Annotated in this window: 14 protein-coding genes and 1 other RNA gene; 8 read left to right on the forward strand and 7 right to left on the reverse strand. The window is 42.0% G+C overall.

Annotation, left to right across the window (positions count from 1 at the left end; all coding sequences use genetic code 11):
* Positions 1–225 precede the first annotated feature (225 nt).
* A complete protein-coding gene (gene alr, locus FLAVO9R_RS05390) occupies positions 226–1,302 on the forward strand; it encodes an alanine racemase (RefSeq protein ID WP_159529470.1) in 1,077 nt (358 codons plus the stop codon).
* A 25-nt stretch (positions 1,303–1,327) separates the two neighbouring features.
* Here alr and FLAVO9R_RS05395 read toward each other — a convergent pair whose 3' ends face one another.
* From FLAVO9R_RS05395 to FLAVO9R_RS05415, 5 genes are all read right to left on the reverse strand, one after another.
* A complete protein-coding gene (locus FLAVO9R_RS05395; RefSeq protein ID WP_159529472.1) occupies positions 1,328–2,530 on the reverse strand; it encodes an anhydro-N-acetylmuramic acid kinase in 1,203 nt (400 codons plus the stop codon).
* A gap of 201 nt (positions 2,531–2,731) precedes the next feature.
* Positions 2,732–3,823: a dipeptide epimerase gene (locus FLAVO9R_RS05400; protein WP_159529474.1), complete on the reverse strand. Its 1,092-nt coding sequence runs from the start codon at positions 3,821–3,823 to the stop codon at positions 2,732–2,734.
* 20 nt (positions 3,824–3,843) lie between these two features.
* On the reverse strand, positions 3,844–5,235 hold the full coding sequence (locus tag FLAVO9R_RS05405; protein WP_159529476.1) for an SH3 domain-containing protein: 1,392 nt from the start codon (positions 5,233–5,235) through the stop codon (positions 3,844–3,846).
* 7 nt (positions 5,236–5,242) lie between these two features.
* A complete protein-coding gene (locus FLAVO9R_RS05410) occupies positions 5,243–6,421 on the reverse strand; it encodes a DUF819 family protein (protein ID WP_159529478.1) in 1,179 nt (392 codons plus the stop codon).
* 178 nt (positions 6,422–6,599) lie between these two features.
* Positions 6,600–7,667, reverse strand: coding sequence for a S66 peptidase family protein (locus FLAVO9R_RS05415; RefSeq protein ID WP_159529480.1), 1,068 nt, complete (start codon positions 7,665–7,667; stop codon positions 6,600–6,602).
* Between the two features lie 263 nt (positions 7,668–7,930).
* Between FLAVO9R_RS05415 and FLAVO9R_RS05420 the strand changes: the two genes are divergently transcribed.
* On the forward strand, positions 7,931–9,514 hold the full coding sequence (locus FLAVO9R_RS05420; RefSeq protein ID WP_159529482.1) for a serine hydrolase: 1,584 nt from the start codon (positions 7,931–7,933) through the stop codon (positions 9,512–9,514).
* A gap of 313 nt (positions 9,515–9,827) precedes the next feature.
* On the opposite strand, the gene FLAVO9R_RS05425 is transcribed toward FLAVO9R_RS05420, so the two are convergent.
* Entirely contained in the window at positions 9,828–9,974 is a 147-nt protein-coding gene (locus tag FLAVO9R_RS05425) for a hypothetical protein (protein WP_159529484.1), read from the reverse strand.
* A gap of 23 nt (positions 9,975–9,997) precedes the next feature.
* On the opposite strand from FLAVO9R_RS05425, the gene ffs reads away from it, so the two are divergent.
* An RNA gene (gene ffs, locus FLAVO9R_RS05430) (signal recognition particle sRNA small type) lies at positions 9,998–10,094 on the forward strand.
* A gap of 52 nt (positions 10,095–10,146) precedes the next feature.
* Here ffs and FLAVO9R_RS05435 read toward each other — a convergent pair.
* Complete coding sequence (locus tag FLAVO9R_RS05435) at positions 10,147–10,434, reverse strand: late competence development ComFB family protein (RefSeq protein WP_057793221.1); 288 nt, start codon at positions 10,432–10,434, stop codon at positions 10,147–10,149.
* Between the two features lie 158 nt (positions 10,435–10,592).
* Here FLAVO9R_RS05435 and FLAVO9R_RS05440 point away from each other — a divergent pair, with 158 nt between their 5' ends.
* From FLAVO9R_RS05440 to FLAVO9R_RS05460, 5 genes are all read left to right on the forward strand, one after another.
* On the forward strand, positions 10,593–11,681 hold the full coding sequence (locus tag FLAVO9R_RS05440; protein ID WP_159529486.1) for a tryptophan 2,3-dioxygenase family protein: 1,089 nt from the start codon (positions 10,593–10,595) through the stop codon (positions 11,679–11,681).
* Positions 11,682–12,007: 326 nt separating this feature from the next.
* Positions 12,008–14,980 (forward strand): TonB-dependent receptor, encoded by a 2,973-nt coding sequence (locus FLAVO9R_RS05445; protein ID WP_159529488.1) that lies wholly within the window; start codon positions 12,008–12,010, stop codon positions 14,978–14,980.
* Between the two features lie 50 nt (positions 14,981–15,030).
* Positions 15,031–16,491, forward strand: a complete 1,461-nt coding sequence (locus FLAVO9R_RS05450; RefSeq protein ID WP_159529490.1) for a tetratricopeptide repeat-containing sulfotransferase family protein — start codon at positions 15,031–15,033, stop codon at positions 16,489–16,491.
* Between the two features lie 310 nt (positions 16,492–16,801).
* Positions 16,802–19,639 (forward strand): TonB-dependent receptor domain-containing protein, encoded by a 2,838-nt coding sequence (locus tag FLAVO9R_RS05455; protein WP_159529492.1) that lies wholly within the window; start codon positions 16,802–16,804, stop codon positions 19,637–19,639.
* 63 nt (positions 19,640–19,702) lie between these two features.
* Complete coding sequence (locus tag FLAVO9R_RS05460) at positions 19,703–20,848, forward strand: 2OG-Fe(II) oxygenase (protein WP_159529494.1); 1,146 nt, start codon at positions 19,703–19,705, stop codon at positions 20,846–20,848.
* Positions 20,849–20,883: the final 35 nt, after the last annotated feature.

Raw genomic sequence — 20,883 nt, forward strand, 5'->3', positions numbered from 1 at the left:
TTTCTTATTAATAATGAAAATGGTGTATCTATATTTGCTAAGAAATCTGTCTGAAAGACAAAATAGCCTTGGTTGAGACATCACTAAACGAAGCTTAAGAACTATAACGATACAAATAAGCGATGAATATATTATTCTTGTTGTTTTTCTTTTCTATTATTTTTTATCTTTTTTTGGCGAGGGGAAGCAGATAGAATAGAGAGAAATCTAGAAAAATGTGATGTCATGATAGGTAGACAAACAATCGCTAAAGTTCACTTAGAAGCGTTAAAAAATAACTATCGCTGTATCGATCTGTTAGCAGAAAACAGCAAAACAATTGCTGTGGTTAAAGCCGATGCTTATGGACATGGAGCTGCTCAGGTAAGCCGCGCCCTCGCTCCCATGGTCGATGCGTTTGCGGTTGCTTTTTTCGATGAAGCGTATTATTTGCGGGAGCACGATATTACGCATCCTATCTTACTTTTAGAGGGGCCAATGAGTTGCGAAGAAATACGCCTAGCGCGGGCGCTCAATTTTTGGTTGGCAATACATAGTGCTCAACAATTCACTGAAGTAATGTCGCTACCCGTGACACAAAGGCCGACCTTTTGGTTGAAGGTTGACACTGGCATGCATCGTTTAGGCGTTAGTGTCGATACTGCGCGGGCGTTGTTACGAACGTATCGTGCAGAATTACCAGCTGATATGGTGCTATCTACTCATCTGTCGTGTGCAGATGAGATAGACAACCCTTTTACGCAGCAGCAAGTCACTGCACTCAAACAATTAGCCGATGAATTTGATCTACCAATTAGCATTGCTAATTCTGCAGCAATTCAAACGTTACCTAGCGCACATGGAAAGTGGAACCGCTTAGGGTTATCACTTTACGGTGCATCACCTTCAGCGGCTTGTGCAGGTAAGCATCTTATGCCGGTAATGCATTTAGAAGCGAATGTCATTGCAGTTAGAACCATACAAGCGGGTGAGTTTGTTGGTTATAGTCAAACATGGCAGGCTAGTCGTACTAGTACCATAGCAACAGTTGCTATAGGTTATGCGGATGGCTACCCTCGCCATGCACAAGTGGGTACTCCGGGATATATTCATGGGAAAACCGTCCCATTGGTTGGTCGCGTGTCGATGGATATGGTGACCTTTGACGTTACTGATGTTGGACCGGTAAATTGTGGTGATAAAGTCGAACTGTGGGGTAATAATGTTGCGGTTGAAACCGTGGCTCAACACGCCAATACTATTTCCTATGCACTTTTGGCTGGTTTGTCTGCCCGAGTCAAGCGGCATTACCTTTCCATATGATTGTGGTTTCTGCCACGAAGATAAATTAATCGGGGAAACTGATTTTCCCCATAGTAATGCCAGGAATATTGGCGCTTTTAGTTTGAAAAGTTTGCTGTTTTGCGGCAACGCACTCGTTAGCAAGTAAGGCAAACAATATCGCCTCCTTTGCATCGGGATCTATGTCTAATTGACGTGTTGATTGAATGATTAGATCAGCAGATTTTTTACGTAAATTCTTCATCAGTAAAGGGTTGTGGAGCCCTCCGCCACTAACATACACCGTTACGTCAGCGAGGTTATCTACACAATCTTCGATGGCATTAAAAATCGTGTCGGCTGAAAATTGATTAAGTGTCGCTAGTATGTCTTCTTGGCCTAGGTTACAGCATTTCGCCTGTTTTAGTGACACGTCTAAATAGGCCAAATTGAACAGTTCTGGCCCTGTGGTTTTTGGGAATGTTTGCTTGAAGAATGGATGGCTCTTAAGTATGGATAATAAGTTGGCATTGACATTACCCTTGCTTGCTAGTGCTGAATCTCGATCGTATGTTAGGCCGTTGTAGTTAGCAGAAACAAAGGCATCCATCAATGTGTTGCCAGGGCCAATATCACTACTGAAAATAGGAGAGGGGTTATCACTTCTGGGTAAATAGGTAAAATTGGTAATGCCACCTATATTCAACATAATGCGGTTTTCATTGGCGCTAGAAAACATCAAGTGATCGCCATAGGTAACGAGTGGGGCACCTTGACCACCAGCAGCTAGGTGTTTTTGTCTAAAATCACTTACTGTAATAATACCGGTAATCATCGCGATATGATCTGCATCACCTATTTGTAGTGTCGCGTTGGGCAAATCAGGTTTCTTGTGCATGTCAGCAGGACAGTGATAAATCGTTTGTCCGTGACTAGCAATCAAATCAATATTGCTTGCTTGCAGCCCCCACAGTGCTAAACAGCAATTCACTAACCGGCCATGTTCTCTGCCAATCCACGCGTTCATGATACATAAATGCTCTATGTCACCTACAGGCTTAGAAAAAATGTGCTTAACATTATCGCGGTATACTTGGCTGTAGGGCATGGTTTCAAATTCGAGCAGGGTAATAGTCGTATTGGACCCGTATCCAGAAACTTGACATAATGCGACATCAAGGCCATCTAACGAAGTACCACTCATCAACCCAATGATCAAGCGTTCATATTTGTTGGAAAGCGTATAAAGCGCGTTAATATGGGGGTGCATAAAGGTCCTGTATTTATTCGAAAATATTCATTTAGCAGCATTCTAGCCTATACGCTGGCCTGGTTAATTGGTGCCATTCACTGTCTTACGACAACACACTGAAGGCATTGCGTCACGATATGTCTAACGTTCTCTAAAGCGCATACCGCTGCCTTATTGAGCGCAACAGCGATAGCAAGCGCTTTTAACGAATACCGATATTTAGAAGTCTATAAGCCCATCTACTTTTTCAATACCCAAACCATAGCCATCAGACAAGGTCACCTTTGCACCTTCAAAATTAGCGCCACCACAGACAGGGTCGTACTGCCCAAGAATAGGGCCATCTAAGTCAATTAAACTAATATTTTTGCTGCGAGCCACGGCCAAGTGTGCCGCTGCAGTTACACCAATATTACCCTCTAGCATGCAGCCCATCATACAAGGAATATGGTAGGTATCTGCGATGTCAGCAATGCGAATAGCGCGAGATAAACCACCCGTTTTCATTAGCTTAATGTTAATGATGTCAGCAGCACCTGTGGTAATAAGTTCAATGACTTGTTCAGGAGAAAACGCACTTTCATCAGCCATAATAGGAGTAACGGTATGCTGAGAAATAAAACGCATACCTTGAATATCGTTGGCTTTAACGGGTTGTTCAATTAACTCTAAATTTACCCCTTGCGCTTCTAGTTGATTAACCGCGAACACGGTTTGTTTTGCGGTCCACCCTTGGTTAACATCGAGTCTCAGTTTCGCGCGATTACGTACCCCATCATGAATTGCCTTTATGCGCTTTATGTCATCATCAAGGTGTAAACCTATTTTAACTTTAAGTACGCCGAAACCTGCTTCCAAGGCGAGTTCACAGTCTTGCAACATCTTGTCGATGCTATCAACACTAATGGTGATGTCGGTATGGAGTTCAGATTTTTTTCCACCGAATAGCTGATACAAAGGTGCTTTGTTCAATTTCCCCCATAGGTCATATAAAGCTGTTTCTACAGCGGCTTTGGCACTGTAGTTTGTCAATATACTAGTATGAACAAGGGCGAGTAAGTCATTTAACTCCGCTATATATCGCCCTTTTAGCCGAGGAAATATAATTTGGGTAATAGCAGCATAAATGGAGTCATGTGTATCGCCAGTGATGATGGGGGTGGATGGGGCGGAACCGACACCCACTTCGCCTGAATCGGTTTCAATAATGATGACAAAGTCTTCAATATGGTCAACGCTGCGAAGTGCCGTTTTAAATGGTGTCACAAGTGGTACTTTAGAACGATAGCATTTAATGTCGGTAATTTTCATTGTGGCGCCCTTCAAAGTGGTTATCTAATACGTTTGATATTGTAGGTGCTCTCAAGGTAGCTTTTGGTTTCAGATACTTGAAGGGGCAAGAGAGGGGTAACAGCCACGCCATTGAGTGTGCCACGATAAAACTCGCCCTTAGTATCGAAATAGGCTAATCCCTTTACATCATGGATAACATAAGGGACTCCTTTTTCTTCCCCTAAATACATAAGTACATGGCCGGGAATATAAATTAAGTCCCCCACTTGCAAAGTAGACAGGGTGGTTAACTTTTCATGTTTGTCAGCGGCTTCATCGAAGCGAAAGTTGATACCTGATTCAGAGTTTCCTTGCGCGCCGGAGTTTCTTGGCATCAAGATCCCAAAGCTTTGATAAATTTCGCTGACAAAGCCAGTACAATCTCGACCATTATAATCATGACCCCAACCATACCTTTCCCCTAAAAATTTAAAGGCTTGTGTGACAATATTAGCCGTCGTGAAGGGCAAATAACCTAAATGGACGTCGTTACTACGTGCAATCATGACTTTTACAATATGTAACGCCCCTGAATCATCACGAGTGGGTAAGTAAACGACATGCGAAGAGTAAGGGTTCTGCCCGTATAACTGATCGGGAATATCGGCTTGGGGCACAACAGGAAGGCGTACACCCATGTCCAGTTGTAATTGAGAAATAGCAGGTAAGTCGGGTACATAATTTGTATTTATCTTGCTGCCTGTTACCAAAAGAAAATTTTCGGCATTAACGTAGTCAGCAATTCGTTGCTTGTCCCCAATGGCAACGGTGTCTGCGGCGATCCACGCTACATAGTGATATGCTTGAACTAACAACCACTTTTTGTCTTTACTGGTCAATAAGATGGCAACGGCAGCGCCAGGGAATATGCCACTTTCCTGAAAACGATCCAAATCCGTATCCATTTCAGCGTTAAAAACCCTGTCGCTGGTGGGGTACTTCCTTAGCGAGGCGCGCTTTACTACAAGCCCATATCGAATGGCATTCTCATTCGATATTTGTGCTAAATCGATATTGCCCTCATAGGCTTCATAGTCAGTTTTAGTTACGGGTTGGCCATCGGCATAGAATCTGGGGCTTGAAGGGGGCTTGCGTATTGATTGAGTCATTGTTAACAATGTCTGCTTGCTCAACGTTTCAGATACCAACAGGGGGTCAGCCACGTGAGGAGAAGATTCAATTAATGCCTGATTATACTGGGTTATTTCAGTCGGACTTAATAAGGGGGTATGTGGTTTTTCTAGTTTTTGTATCCAGTATTCAGCAGAGAGTTGCATCACATCGACCCCAGGTACATCGGAAGACCAGGCAGGTTTAACTGCAAAGAGGACACTGCAAAAAAAAAACAAACTTGCGGTGCTGATTTTCATTCCAAAATGACGAGTTTTCATTAAAATTTTAGACTCCACTTATCCATGCCAAAATACGACCCACTAACAAGCCACCACCGGTGCCAACAATGTACCCTAGCATGGCCATTAATACACCCACTGGGATGAGCGCTCTAGAATAAGACGCTGCGAGAATAGGGGCGGATGCTACTCCACCGATATTAGCCAGGGAGGCAATACCACAGGTGAAGAGATCCAACTTTAAAAGCTTCGCAACCATTAACATTAAGATGCCGTGAATCAATAAAATAACCAGCCCCATGATTATGTATATGGGCGCTTGAGTCAGTTCATTGAAATTCGCTCTTGATGCAATCAGCCCTATAAATAGGTAGAGCATAACGCCTGATAGTTCATTTGCACCTTTAAGCTTACTCAGAGGCGTTAATGCGGCGAGCACACCGGTCAAAGTGACCAAGGCTACTGTCCAAGCGGTAGTGGTGAAGAAGGTGCTGCTTGGCATGTGGCTGGCAATATATTGAGCACTAACCGATACCAGCATAGACGCGCCCAATAGGACTAATAGTTGCGTCGTGTTCACGGCTTTCACGTTACTTTTACTATGCTTTTCATCGCGTTCTAATGCTTGGCTGACCTGTGTTAGCGCTTTGCCGTCTGCGCCACTCCATTGATTAAATTTCGCCGAGAATGGTACAAGAGCAAGCAGCAGCATTACCCACAATGCATAGTCAATAGAGTCAATTAATAAGGTGTAGCCCATGCTAGCGTCTGGCACATCAAGCGCCAATTGAATTGCAGCCATGTTTCCTGTTCCCCCCATCCAACTACCACTTAGGGCCGCGAAGGTTTTCCAAGAATCTGTTTGCAAGTAGTTATGAAAAAGTGAATAGGCAAGCACAAAGGCAACACCAATACTGATTGATGCAGCAAAAAAAGCTAACAGCATTTTCCCACCTAATTTACGAATTTTACGCAAATCAGCATTTAACAGCATGAGGAAAATCATAGCGGGAAGTAAATTAGATTTCAGTTGCAGGTAAGTGGTTGTTATTTCATGAGTTTTTTTCCAGAGACCTAGGGTAGATAACAGCATGACCACAAAGTAGAGCAATACAATTGAGGGTAAGTAGTCAAAGAGCTTCCAACGCGTTTTCTCTTCGAGCAAAGACAATGAACCCGCAATAAACAATAATATGCTTATATAAGGAAAGGCGGTTGTGAACATTCAGTCGCTCTAGCAATATCCAAAACTCAAGATTAACCAGTCCGCCAACTGTTGTAAATATATATTTGTGGTTAATTGTTTTTTTTGAATTAATTATTCTTTGACGGCAATGTTACTAGGGAGAAAGTATGATGTCACCCTGAAACATTGCTCTGTGTTATCACTCATGAATGCGTAGTTAACTTACTGCCGTTTCGTTAAGCACTAGACGCTTATTGGTCGCATCAAGTGTTGCTAGTGCCCCGAGTGGAATGGTTGCCATATCGTCAATATGACCAATCATCACGCCGCTTAATACAGGTATACCTAAGTCGCCTAGACGGTCTTGTAATACGTGTTCAACGCTTAAAGAATTAGCGTTTGTGGCTTCACATTGTGTGCATTTTCCAAACACAATACCCGCCAGATCATTGAGGTGCTGCGTTAGTCTGAGGTGGGTTAACATACCGTCAATACGATAAGGTGCTTCTTCTACATCTTCGAGGAAGAGAATTTTTCCTTTATAGTCGGGTTCATATGGGCTTCCGATTAATTTGACCATCAGCGATAAATTACCGCCTATTAATCTGCCTGTGGCTTTACCTGGGCTGATCACTGTGAGTCGGTTATCTTTCTCTGCATGCCCTTCCGCAGGTTCAAAAAAAGGAGGGGCGGCCAACTCGATATTCGCTTCGGGGTTAAATAGCACCTTTTTGAAACTATCTAAGGTATAGTCCGAGAAATTTTGCTTAGCGATGGGGCCATGAAAAGTCATCAATCCACTGCGGGCATATATCGCATTGAGTAAAGCTGTGACATCGCTGTAACCAAGGAAAACTTTTGGGTTATCGGTAATTAGTGCGTAATCAATGTCAGGTAAAATACGTGGTGAGCCGTATCCCCCTCGTAAACAAATAATACCGTCCACATTGTTATCGGCAAACATAGCGTTGAGATCTGCTGCGCGCTGCTTGTCGATTCCAGCCAAATAACCATGACGCTCAAAAAGATACTTACCTGGTTTGACGTTAAAGCCGAAAGAATGCAATATATCCATAGCAAAGTGGATTTCTTGATCTTCCCAAGTATTGCTACTTGGCGCGATCAAACCAATGGTATCGCCAGACGCCAGTCGTTTTGGTTTGATTGCTGGCCCCGAGAGACTTGGTGATCTTTTTGTAAGCATGTCTTGCGTATTAGCAGACGCCGTAGCGCTGGCGACAGCCGAAAGTAGCATCGCTTTAATAAAGGCACGTCTTTGAGTCATTTGTCTTCCCGTTTCCTATTGTTGAGCAGTGTCGTATTGCAATCTCGATATAGACTGTACTGTAATCTTAATGAAAACGTGCGCCACTTATCACTGTGATAAATAAGCACTCATTCATATTTAATTCTTATTTTTAGTATAAATAAGAATACTCTATGATAGGGTGTAATTACCACTCATGCAGATATGTATTTTTAAACCCTATGTTCAACTCTATCTATGCACTATTCAAAAAAGCTATTAAAACCCTTTGCTTGTCTTGTATGTTGTTGTTTTCTCTCGGGGCCATTGGAAAAACGACCGAATTAAATACACAGGATTTGGCAAATGCGGTCAATCGAGCTTTATTGCATTTTAATACACCAGGCATGGCGGTGGGTGTGATCCATCAAGGTAAAATAGTGCACCTCGATGGTTTTGGTATAGCTAATCGCGAAACAAATTCTCCTGTCGATAAAAGTACCTATTTTAGGTTGGCGTCAACTAGCAAGGCCTTTACGGCAGCCAGTTTGGCTATTTTGGTTGACGAAGGGAAGTTGCAGTGGGACGACAAGGTCATCGATCACTTGCCTGGATTTCGGATGATGGACCCTTGGGTGACTGCGGAATTCACTATTCGTGACTTACTGAGTCATCGTAGTGGCTTGGTAGCGGGGGCTGGAGATAGCATGATTTGGCCTGAGCCTTCCGGATTTTCACGCAGTGAGATGATTCATAATTTACGTTACCTCTCCCCAGAATATAGCTTTAGGAATACTTATGCGTACAACAATGTACTTTACATTACCGCGGGAGAGGTAGTGGCTAAAATTGCCCAACAGCGTTGGGAAGACTTTGTTGCTGAACGAATCTTTGTGCCTCTAGGAATGGCGTGCTTCGCTGGCGATATGCCTTCATCAACGCTAAGCAACGTAGCAAATGCCTATGGCCATAATGATGAAATGGGAATTTACTCAATTCCTCGCAACAGTATTAATGGTGAGGGACTGATTTCCGCAGCCGCGGGCGGTATAGTGTGCAACGTCAGTGACATGCTCAAGTGGCTCGATTTTTTATTAACGCTCAATGCATCGAACAATAAACAAGTACCTTTTCGGTTAGCTGACACCCAAATGGATATTCAAAACAAGCCCGTATTTTCAGCTGAGAGTTTACGTGAAATGTGGTCCCCCAATACATTATTGAAAATATCAAAAAATGATAAACAACTCGACCATACGCAATATCGTAGTTATGCAATGGGATGGCAACTAAGAAATATTTTAGGCTATGAGGCGATTTACCATACTGGTACGCTATCAGGATATCAGGCTTATGTTACGTTAGTGCCTGAGTTAGATTTAGGCGTTGTGCTATTGAACAACGGGTCGAATTCAGGTGCGCGGACCTCTGTGATGCAAACAATCTTGAGAGCCTATATGCCGGGAGCTGAACAACAAGACTGGGTCACTTTCTACCATAACGAACAAACCACCGCGCAACAGCAGTATTTAAATAAACATACCACCCCTGATGGTTCAGGCGAAATACTGCTGCCCCTAATAGCCTATGTTGGTGAATATAAAGATAGATGGTTTGGCACAATGACCATTACTCAGTTGGAGAATGTGTTACGTATTAAGTCTACTAAAATGGTGACACTAACCGGTACACTTGAGCCTTTTGAGGCCAACAGCTTTATTATTCGTTGGGATAATCAAAATGCTGCCCGTGATAGCTTTATTCATTTCGATGTAGACCCAAGTCATCAGGTTACAGCATTCAAACTGCATCCTTTTTCTGTTGATGTTAGTAACGAGCATGAATATCGAGATATGTACTTTGAAAAATGGGTGGGAGGAAAATAACGAAAAAGTAACTTGGGACTAGTGTGGAAAGAGGGACAAACCTTAAAAGAGCCTCCCGTTTCTAAATAAAATAGCGGCAAGAGTGACAGCTTAGCATCACTATGCCGACGAAAAGACAAACGGTAACCCTGCACCATCAACCGCTTACGGCATGTTGTAGGCTTAAAGGCTAGCGTGGACTACGGTTTAAATCGCAGCTTAGAAGGTGTAAGCGTGGCCAGTCAAGTTGTGGGGCAAGTAGGTTATCGCCCTGCATCCATCTTCATGCAACTGGCACAAGCATATTGAAGACATTGGCACGACGCTAAAAGATTTATACCCGTGCTGATGCCCAAAAAGCAGCCACAAATCGAGTGGCAAACATCATTGCAGAAGAGAGATTTTCGTTAAAGGGTTGAAACTTATCGGGCAAGTAGTCATAATGCGCCCCGCGCTTAAGACTGCTGACGCCTGTTAGCATTTTATTCGCTTTCTATGGTGGGCTTTTGGTCCTCCCGCAATGATACTCTGTGAACTCGGTCAGGCCTGGAAGGGAGCAGCCGCAGCAGACGACTCATGTGCCGGGATGTGGCTGGGAGCCCGCCACCCAATTTACTCCCCCGTATTTTTATCTCATACAACTGTGTTTGGCATTACTCTGCTTTCTCGCTTACTGACGTTTTATCTGTGTCGTTTAAATATTTCATCGCATTGTCGATAGCGTATGTAACATTCATCTCCATTTGGTTTCGTTCACTCTGGGGAAGATAAAATGCCATATCGACTTCGTAGCGAATGTAGCGTGGAGGAACTTGGTTAAGTGCCAAGCAGCATAGGTCAGCTAAATAATCAGGACTTTTAGTATTATCCAGCCCAAGTTCTGTTACACGTTGTAATACAAGATGTTCGTAATAATTATGAATGTCATCATCAAGCTTCATATTTTTGCCCTAATTAAAATTTTAACGCGATGTTATTTTTTATGGGTGTGTATATTTTTAATAACGCCCCTAGATAATTTATAGCCTGTATTTTGTCGATGTCGAGTTAGCGATGTTAGAATTTCCTTCTGTCCATAACGACGATAAGAATAATCGGCATGAAAAAAAATATAGAACCCTGCTATTACGGTGATTACCTAGCGTTAGATAAAATACTTGGCGCACAAAAGCTTCAAAGTACCAAGTACGGTGAACCTGCTCATGAGGAAATGCTATTTATAGTAGTGCATCAAGTGTATGAGCTATGGTTTAAGCAACTGTTGCACGAACTCAATGCGGTTATCGACACATTCAATCAAGCAGCAGTAAAAGATCAGCAACTCACTTCAGTAGTACATAGGCTGCACCGTGTTATACAAATTCAAAAGCTGATGAATGACCAAATAGGTATTATGGAAACCATGACGCCTCAACAGTTTCTTTCATTCAGAGATTATTTGGTTCCCGCCTCAGGCTTTCAAAGTATCCAATTTAAACAGCTTGAAATTTCATTAGGCCTTAAAAGGGAATATCGTATCGATTTCGATAAGCAAAGTTTTTATAACCGATTAAGTGATGATGATCGCAGCCTATTGGAAGCGTTAGAAGAAAAACCAAGCTTGTTTGAACTAGTGGATAAGTGGTTGGCACGTATGCCACTACTTAAAACCGAGGATTTCCACTTTTGGGATTACTACCGAAATGCAACAGATGAAATGCTTAACGATGACAAAGAAACCATAGAAAAAAATGCGTTTCTGTCGGAAGTAGAACGTCGACAAGAGCTTAAAGACTGGCAATCGACCAGAGAGAACTTTGACGGGCTATTTAATCATGATACGTATGAAGCCCTTCTTAATCAGGGTAAATTCCGCTTATCACATGAAGCATTATTGTCGGCTTTATTTATAAAGCAGTATTCAGAAGAACCCGTTTTTAATCTGCCTTTCCAACTTATTACCGCACTAACAGAAATTGATGAACAATTAACGTTGTGGCGTTATCGCCATGCCATGATGGTACAACGAATGCTGGGAACAAAAATAGGAACGGGCGGCTCATCCGGCCACCATTATTTGAAGAAAACGACGGAATCTAACAGGGTGTTTTTAGACTTTTTCAACATGGCCACGTTCCTTTTACCAAAAAGTTCACTTCCAGAACTGCCTGAATCGGTGAAACGACGCTTAGGCTTTTATTTACAATAGACGAAAAATGCGACATTTCTGCATTTGCGACGAATGTAATTCGTCGCAAATGGGGAACTTCGTTAATATCCCCCAAACCCAAGCCACTCAATAGATTGCGTGTGATTTCCCTACTTCACGCTCATGCCATTCATCGTAAAAATTTCCATTTACGCTTGCTTTACCCCCTTTACATATGTCAATTATACTTTCGGGTAATCATAAAAATCCTCATAAAAACAATGGTTTAGAGGAATTTAATGGTTAGTTTAATAAAATTTAAAAGTCTGCTCTCATCGATAACTTATGGTTAGCGATGAGGGGCGAATATAAAGCCGGGGAAACACATGATAAATAATAAAACGCTCACAGCATTAGCTGTGGCAGCGTCTTTAGGTGTTGCTGCACCTTCTTTCGCACAAGAATCAAAAGGTACAATTGTAGGTACCTCTGTGTCTGCAAGTACGAATCAGTTACTTGGTGACGTAGAAGTCACAATTATCAACTTAGAAACGGGCCTAACACGTACTGTCGTAACAGATTCTGATGGTCGTTTCACTTTTCCATTATTGCCACCAGGCCAATATAGTCTTTCAGCTCAAAAAGCTGGTTTTACCGTTGCACAAGAAAAGCAATTCACAGTACGCCCATCAGGTAGAACTAACTTAGATGTGGCTCTCGAATCTGGAGATATTGAGCGAATTTCAGTAAGCGGTACGTCAATCTCAAATATTGATGTTACTTCAAGTGAGTCGCAGCTTTACGTAGACCAAGACTTCATTGCGAAAGTTCCTGTGCCACGTGATATTGCTTCTGTCGCACTTTTAGCGCCGGGCACGGTATCTGGTGATTCAGATTTCGGTAACTATGCCTCGTTTGGTGGATCATCTGTAGGTGAAAACGTTTATTACGTTAACGGTATCAACGTAACTAACTTCAGAAACGGTCTTGGTGGTTCTGAACTTCCATTTGAAATGTATGAATCGTTTGAAGTGAAGACAGGTGGCTATTCTGCTGAATACGGTCGTTCAACGGGCGGTGTTATCAACGCAAGAACTAAAAGTGGTAGCAACGAATTTAAGTGGGGCGCGAGCGCTTACTACGAACCAGCTGCGTTAAGAGCACACAGCCCAGATGTGTTCTATAGAACACAGGCTGATGCTGACGAAGCAGGAACAGCTTATTATGAAGTATTCAAAGAAGATGAGCGCAGTGAAACAAATGTAAACTTGTGGGCTAGCGGTGCACTTGTTGAAGATAAGCTTTTCTTTTTTGGTTTAATAAACCAAAAGCTTCGCCAAAGAGATTATGGCGATACTGCTGTAATCTATGATCGCGAAGGTAATGATACGTTACTAAGTGCAAAGCTTGACTGGTACATTACGCCAGAGCACATCCTAGAAATCACCGCATGGGACAATACTGAAGAGCTCGAATCTGAAAAGTTTTTGTATAGCCCAGATTCAGATGAAGTAGGGAACTCTTTAGGTAATTATACCTTAGAGCGCGGTGGTAAAACGTGGGGTATCCAGTACACAGGTATTATTACCGATGATATTACTATTAGCACCCAATACTCAATTAACGAAACAAGCTACAGTAATTTAAATGATGGAAGCAATCCGCTTGGTGATGCTCCTGTTATTTTCGACCGATTTACAAACGTCGAATATGGCGCTTACGGTTTGGCTACACCTTCTATTCAAGAAGATAAGCGTACGGCTATTCGTTTTGATGTTGAATGGTATGTCAATGCTGATCATGTGTTGAAATTTGGTGTGGATAACGAAGATCTAGAAGCATCTGAAAATACGCAGAGAGCCGGTGGTGTAGCCTATCGCTATGAAAACTGTGGTGCAAATCTTGATGAAGCAGGTAATGAAGATTGCTTAGTTCGTCAAGAGTACTACATAAACCAAGGCGATTTTGAAACGAAAAGCTTCGCGTACTATATCGAAGATACTTGGACGGTAATTGATAATATTACAGCACGTATCGGTTTGCGTAATGAGAGCTTTGAAAACTACAACAAAGCAGGCGATAAGTTTGTTGATGTTACTGACCAGTGGGCACCTCGCTTAGGGCTTAGTTGGGATGTTAAAGGTGATGGCGAAAGCAAAGTTTTTGCTAACTATGGGCGTTATTATCTTCCCGTTGCCACAAATACAAACATCCGTTTAGCAGGTGATGAACTTTATACTCGACAGTACTATGAAGTAGAGTCAATTAATGCTGATTATACACCAGTACTTGGTGATGAAGTTGGTGGCATGACGGTATACTCTGATGGCACGCTTAAAAGCACGACTGAAACAGTTAATGCCGACCTAGACCCAATGTATCAAGATGAGTTCATACTTGGTTACGAGCAAGTGCTTAATGAATCATGGAGCTTTGGTGTTAAAGCCACTTATCGTGACCTTGGTAGTTCTTTAGAAGATATTGCAATTGATAAAGGCTTTAACGATTTTATTGAGCAAGAATTTGGTTCTTCTTGCACTATGTGCGACTCAGGCTTCCACTACTACGTGCTAACTAATCCTGGTAACGATGTAACTATCACTACCGACCCAGATGGTGACGGTCCAGTTCCGTTTGGCACCTATACTATTCCAGCCGATATGCTAGGTTATCCAGAAGCAGAGCGCCAATACGCTTCAGTTGATTTCACGGTCGACCGCGCATGGGATGATGTTTGGATGATGAGCTTTACCTATACATGGAGCCACAGTTGGGGCAACAATGAAGGTTTCGTTCGTTCTGACAATGATCAAGACGATTCTGGTTTAACAACTAACTTTGACCAACCAGGGTTAACGGACGGAGCTTCTGGTAATCTGCCAAATGACCGTCGTCACTCATTTAAATTGAATGGCGCGTATCAATTAACAGAAAACTTCTCGTTAGGCGCTAACTTCCGTTGGACATCTGGTCGCCCTCTAAGCTCATTTGGTTACCACCCAACTGATGTATTTGCGTCTCTATATGATGCAGAATCATTTGTTTACGAAGGTGAAATTGCTCCTCGTGGCTCTCAAGGTAGAACACCAAATGTTTGGAACCTTGATTTAAGTGCTAAATACTTGATAGAGCTAGAAGAAGCTGATATTGCTCTTCGCGCTGATATCTTCAATGTGTTCAATAATGATGAAGCCACACAATTGAACGAAGTTAACGAAAGACTATCAGGATATGAAGACGGAGAGCAATTTGCTCCATTCGGTTATATTGCTCGCGGTGAATCTAACCCTAGCTATGGCCTACCAACTTCTTTCCAAACGCCTCGTTACGTGCGTTTTAGTGTTGAAGTTACATTTTAATAATTGAGTAATGAAATAGCCCAGCTCATGCTGGGCTTTTGTTTAATCTTATGAAACTAGAACTACAAAAATTAGTACATGCAACCAGAGCAATGGACCAAACATTGGTTGTTTCTTTAATTACCGGTTTTTTGAATGCTGGGTTAGAACTTAGAGAGAATTGGTTAGGTGTAGCGCGATTGGCAATGACAGTTGGATGCTATGATTTAGCTGTTCAATGTTTACATATGCTTGATAAATCAAAATGTGAAGAGACGACATTAGCAAAGCAACTTGGCATGCTAGCCGACTGTGGTAAAAATGATGATGCATACCAAAGCGCAAAACAGTGGGTGAACAAGGCTCCAACATCAGTCGCTGCACTTCACATAGCTGGTGTGCTTGCTTATCAAAAAGGCCAACTTGAACAAGCGGAAACATTACTTAAAAAGGTGGTTGAAAAGGCCCCTTTAGCCGGTGAAGCGTGGCACATGCTATCAACTTTGCAAAATGTGGTCGCTCAACCTGATTTTCAAAGCTCTATTAGTGCACAAACAGTAAAATTTAATCAGTTACCCAACAATGTTTCCAAAGCTTGCTTCTTAAATGCAATGGGAAATGTAAATGGGTTAAATGGTAAAGAGGAAAGTGCGTTTGCTTTCTACGAAAAGTCAGCAAATATTATGAGGCAAATCACAAGCTCAAATTTCTCTTCAACCCCTTATAGTATAGATACAAACCACACAAAAATTACCAAAGTATTAACACAAATTGAAAGTGATACTGCACAGAGTGCATTCATAAAGAATGTTGTCACATCGAATACTTTCACACCAGTGTTTATAATGGGGCTACCTCGTACTGGCACCACCTTATTGGACAATATTTTGTGCTCAGATGAAGGTGTAAACTCAATAGGTGAGACGGACGCATTTACTATTGCTTGTGATACTGTGCTTAAAAAGAAAAATTCAGCTTACGATTTAGACACAATACTAAACTGCGAAAATGTTGAGCTAAATGCAATTGCAGAAGAATATGAGCGGATTGCGAGAGAGTTAGGGTGTACAGAAAGCGTATGCGTTAATAAGAGTTTGAATAACAGTCACATTGCATTGATGATTCAGCGCGTTTTTCCTAATGCAAAGTTTATTGCTATTAAACGTGACGAGCTAGAGAACGCATGGTCGATTTACAAAACGTTTTTTAGCAGCAATTTACATTGGTCATTCGACATTCGCTCAGTTAAGAGTGCGATTCAAATGGACAAAAGAACAATCGACCAACTACGAACTGTTATCAAAATAGAGGTAGTTGAACTTGAAACTTTAAAGGTAGAACCAGAATTAGTCCTCCCGAGAATATTTAATTCAATTGGCCTAAATTACGAAAACAATCACGCACATTTTCATAAAACGCCGACAGTAGTGAAAACGGCAAGCATGTCTCAAATCAGACAACCGTTAAATAAATTGAACTCACATATCTCCGGTGTTCCAAAGCCATTTTTGGAACTATACGAAAATCTATAAACATGTGTAAAAAGTCCTTTAACCAAATTTCCGTATCTTATCGTGAAAATAAGACATCTCGTCCGGGGTGGTTGAAAAGTAAACAGTAAAATGTAGTTGACATGTAAATTGTAAGTAAACATTTACAAAAAAAGGAAAAATATCCGAAAAAAATTGAACTTTTAATTATTACACTCCCGATCTCAGTTGACCGTTTACTCATGTTGTGTTTATTATCTTAGTGAGGCTTTGACCTTACTAATAATAATTCGTTATAAACGATTTTAGAAATACACACTAAACGAGCTTTAGTGGTCCAGGGAGACAACACATGTTTACAAATTCTAAGCTGGCTAAGTCAGTTAGGTTGGCCTGCGCGTTCGGCGCGGTGTCGACGATAAGTTTTTCTGGTGCAGTTGCTGCACAAGAAGCCGAAGAAGCAGCCGATTCTGTTGAAAAAATCGAAGTAACTGGTTCTCGTATCCGTCGTACAGACATTGAAGGTGCTAACCCAGTAACGGTTATGACCCGTGTTGATATCGAAAAATTCGGTATCACTTCAATCGGTGATGTACTTCAAGCTATCCCATCTGCTGGTTCAGCAATCAATACCAACAACAACAACGGTGGTAATGGTACAACTACTATTAACATTCGTGGTATCGGTTCAAACCGTACTCTTGTTCTTGTAAACGGTAAACGTTGGGCTCCAGGCCTTACTGGCTCTGTTGACCTTAACAACATTCCTTCGTCTATCATCGAGCGTATTGAAGTACTTAAAGATGGTGCTTCAGCGGTATATGGTTCAGATGCTGTTGCAGGTGTTGTTAACATCATCACTCGTCAAGATTTCGAAGGCGTTCACGCTTCTGGCTACCTTGGTCAATACGATGAAGGCGACGGTAACAAAGAATCTTGGGATATCGGTTTCGGTGTTGCTAACGATAGAGGTAACGTATACTTCAATGTAAGTTACGTAGAAGAAGAGCCAACATTCGCAGGCGATCGTGAGATTTCTGCAGTACCAGTATTTGGCGCTCCTACAGGCTACGGCGGTTCATCAGGTACACCGAATGGTCGTTTTTGGTATTTCGATGATGAAGCAACATCATTCAACGTTCAAAACGATGGTCAAGGTGGATTAATTCCTTGGACTGGTAGCAGTGCATTTAACTTTGCTCCTCTTAACTACCTTTCTACACCTCAAGAACGTATTAACCTTTACTCACAAGGTCGTTACGAACTAACAGACAACGTTTCTGTTAATGTAACTGGTTTCTACGGCAACAGACGTTCTTCACAGCTTCTTGCTCCAACACCGTTATTTATCGGTAACGCTGCAGGTACATCTGGAGTAACAATTGCTGCAAATAACCCATACAACCCAACAGGTCTTGATTTAACAGATGCTGCTGGTTTCGGTGAAGCGAACAGCTTGTTCTTCGCTGGCCGTCGTATGATGGAAGCGGGTTACCGTGAATTTGCTCAAAACGTTGATCAGTTCCAATTCAATGGTGGCTTTGAAGGTGTTATTGAACTAGGCGATCACGAGTACTACTGGGATGCAACCTACACGTATGCAGACATTACTCAGAATACGCTAACTGACGGTCTTCTTAACATGGACCGCGTAGCACTAGCCCTAGGTGACGTTGATACCTGTGCTGCTACTGATGGTTGTGTACCATTAAACTTCTTCGGTGGTGCTACTGCTATCGGTGAAGGTACTATCACGCAAGAAATGCTTGATTACATTCAGTTCACTGCACAAGATGCAGCTAACTCTACGTTAGAAAGCTACTCAGCAAATATCTCTGGTGAAGTTTTTGAATTACCTGCTGGTTATGTTGCATTTGCTGCTGGTTATGAAAAACGCTGGCAGTCAGGTTACGACCAACCTGATGCACTAATTGCAGCTGGTATTACTTCTGGTAACTCTCGTCAACCTACTTCTGGTTCATTCAGTGTTGAAGAAGTTTACTTAGAAGTTGCTATCCCTCTTATCTCAGATGTTGAGTTTGTTGAGCAATTAGATTTAGAACTTGCTACTCGTTACTCTGACTACAGCAACTTCGGCGACACTACAAACTCAAAAGTTGGTTTGAAATGGCGCATCAATGAAGACGTCTTAGTTCGTGGTACTTGGTCTGAAGCATTCCGTGCTCCTTCGCTATCTGAATTGTTCCTAGGTAACAGCGATAGTTTCGCAACGCTAATCGATCCATGTAATGGCGGTGAAGCTGCAAATGCTAACAGCCCAGGCTGTGCCGGTATCCCTGCTGCTTACGAGCAACCTAACCCACAAATCAGAACAACGGTTGGTGGTAATGCAGATTTAGCACCTGAAGAAGCAGAAAGCTTTACATACGGTTTCGTATACTCACCTGCTCAAGTTGAAGGTCTGTCAATCACATTTGACGTATTCGATATTGAAGTGGATAACGCAGTATCAACTGTTGGTGCTCAACGTATCCTAGATGCTTGTGCAACTACTGGAACTACGTTCTGTTCACTAATCGAACGTAACAGCGGCGGTGTAGTGACTGAGTTGTTCAACGGCCTTGTTAACCTTGGTGGTCAAACGACTTCTGGTTTCGATTATAACGTAGCTTATAACTTCGATACTGAATACGGTGATTTCCGAGTAAACTGGGACGGTACTTATGTAGACGACCGTACTAGTATCTTCGTTGACCCTGTAACTGGTGAATCAATTGCAGAAAACGATGCTGGTAAAGCATTTGACCGTGACGTTATTCCTCGTATCCGTACTAACTTGTCTGTTACATGGGCATACGAAGATTGGACTGCTAACTACCTAGTTCGCTTCATTGGCGCAACTACAGAAGAGTGTTCATTCGATGACGATACTGATGATGCAGGTAACTACCTAGAAGATACATTGTGTAGTGATCCAGGCGTAAGCGTGTTTGCTGAAGATGGAAGCCTTGAGTCTAAAGAAAGCTTCAATGAACTTGAAGCGATGGCTTACCATGATGCTTCAGTAGGTTACTCAGTAACAGAGAACCTTCGTTTGACATTTGGTGTTAACAACTTATGGGATGCAGATCCTGAAGTTTCATACACTACATTTGCAAACAGCTTCGATCCTTCAATGTATGAAATTCCTGGACGTTTCTTCTACGGTCGTATCAACGTAGATTTCTAAACACAGGCATTTAAATGCATTTGACAAAGGCCTCTTCTGAGGCCTTTTTTATAAGGGTAAATTGTGAGTTCAGTACAGCAGTTACTTGAGCAGGCTCAGTATCATCAACAGCAAGGCGCCATTGACAAGTCTATGGCATTACTTGGTGAAGCCGGTAAATTAGGTAATATGTATGCAGCTTTGGATTTTGCATATTATACGGTGAGTAGTGATCCGAAATTAGCACTTCTTTATCTTCAGTCTATACCGGATACTAAACACCCGACAGTTCGTTATCACAAGTCGCTGATTACTAGATTTTATATTGAAGGTAGCTTTAGCCGAAGCATTATAAGTGAACTGATAGCTTTAGCGCAAAATGGCCATGCAGAATCTTTGTTAGTGCTATCATGTTGGTGCTCTGAAGATGAAAAAACCTATCTTCAGGTTGTTAGTGTTATGGCGAAGTTAACGCCGAATATATATCGGCAACTCGTTAACGACGATAAGCTGGTGCTAACTACTTCTCTCCAAACTCTGGATGAAAGTAGTATTGAATTTGCTATTCGAGCTCGAGAAGCAAAGTTGCGCTCACTTGAACTTGAAGTTTTAAATGAAGATATATCATTAGTGCGTGTTAAAAATGCATTATCAGCATTTGAGTGTCGTTATCTAAAGCAACGCTTCATGCCACTTTTAACCCGTTCTATGGTTGCTAGCCCTGCGGATGGAAGCCCTATGGTTGATTCTATTCGTACCAGCGAGGTTGGCGTTATTCTATCTGAAATGGCAGATTGGATTGTTAGAGATATAGATACGAGAATGGCAGATATCTCAGGCACTGACACATCCCATGGGGAGCCTTTAAATTTACTACGCTACAAAGAAGGGCAAGAATACAAAGCCCATTATGATGCATTTTCTCCTAAACAGCGTGAGCAAGCTGAGTTTATCGAGGAAGGTGGGCAGCGGGCAAATACTGTTCTTGCTTATTTAAACTCAATGAGTAGCGATGGTGAAACCCAGTTCCCTAAAATAAACGTTAAAATAAAACCTGAACAGGGAACCGTTGTTTCATTTAAAAATATTGATGATAATAACGAGATATTAAGAGCGAGTTTACACCTTGGCGCGCCAGTGGCTGACGGTGAGAAATGGACGCTTACAAAATGGATAAGAATTAACCAGACGCAGTATGGTATTTTAACTCACGGAACTTTTATCCAATAAACTTCTACCCAATAAACTTTTGACCACGAAACTTT

It is taken from the genome of Alteromonas sp. 38, assembly GCF_902506055.1.
GTDB lineage: Bacteria > Pseudomonadota > Gammaproteobacteria > Enterobacterales > Alteromonadaceae > Alteromonas > Alteromonas lipotrueae.

Bases quoted from the DNA above. Each gene is read 5' to 3' on its own strand.
- alr (WP_159529470.1), top strand. From the start codon at position 226: ATGATAGGTAGACAAACAATCGCTAAAGTTCACTTAGAAGCGTTAAAA.
- FLAVO9R_RS05395 (WP_159529472.1), bottom strand. From the start codon at position 2,530: ATGCACCCCCATATTAACGCGCTTTATACGCTTTCCAACAAATATGAA.
- FLAVO9R_RS05400 (WP_159529474.1), bottom strand. From the start codon at position 3,823: ATGAAAATTACCGACATTAAATGCTATCGTTCTAAAGTACCACTTGTG.
- FLAVO9R_RS05405 (WP_159529476.1), bottom strand. From the start codon at position 5,235: ATGAAAACTCGTCATTTTGGAATGAAAATCAGCACCGCAAGTTTGTTT.
- FLAVO9R_RS05410 (WP_159529478.1), bottom strand. From the start codon at position 6,421: ATGTTCACAACCGCCTTTCCTTATATAAGCATATTATTGTTTATTGCG.
- FLAVO9R_RS05415 (WP_159529480.1), bottom strand. From the start codon at position 7,667: ATGACTCAAAGACGTGCCTTTATTAAAGCGATGCTACTTTCGGCTGTC.
- FLAVO9R_RS05420 (WP_159529482.1), top strand. From the start codon at position 7,931: ATGTTGTTGTTTTCTCTCGGGGCCATTGGAAAAACGACCGAATTAAAT.
- FLAVO9R_RS05425 (WP_159529484.1), bottom strand. From the start codon at position 9,974: ATGCTAACAGGCGTCAGCAGTCTTAAGCGCGGGGCGCATTATGACTAC.
- FLAVO9R_RS05435 (WP_057793221.1), bottom strand. From the start codon at position 10,434: ATGAAGCTTGATGATGACATTCATAATTATTACGAACATCTTGTATTA.
- FLAVO9R_RS05440 (WP_159529486.1), top strand. From the start codon at position 10,593: ATGAAAAAAAATATAGAACCCTGCTATTACGGTGATTACCTAGCGTTA.
- FLAVO9R_RS05445 (WP_159529488.1), top strand. From the start codon at position 12,008: ATGATAAATAATAAAACGCTCACAGCATTAGCTGTGGCAGCGTCTTTA.
- FLAVO9R_RS05450 (WP_159529490.1), top strand. From the start codon at position 15,031: ATGAAACTAGAACTACAAAAATTAGTACATGCAACCAGAGCAATGGAC.
- FLAVO9R_RS05455 (WP_159529492.1), top strand. From the start codon at position 16,802: ATGTTTACAAATTCTAAGCTGGCTAAGTCAGTTAGGTTGGCCTGCGCG.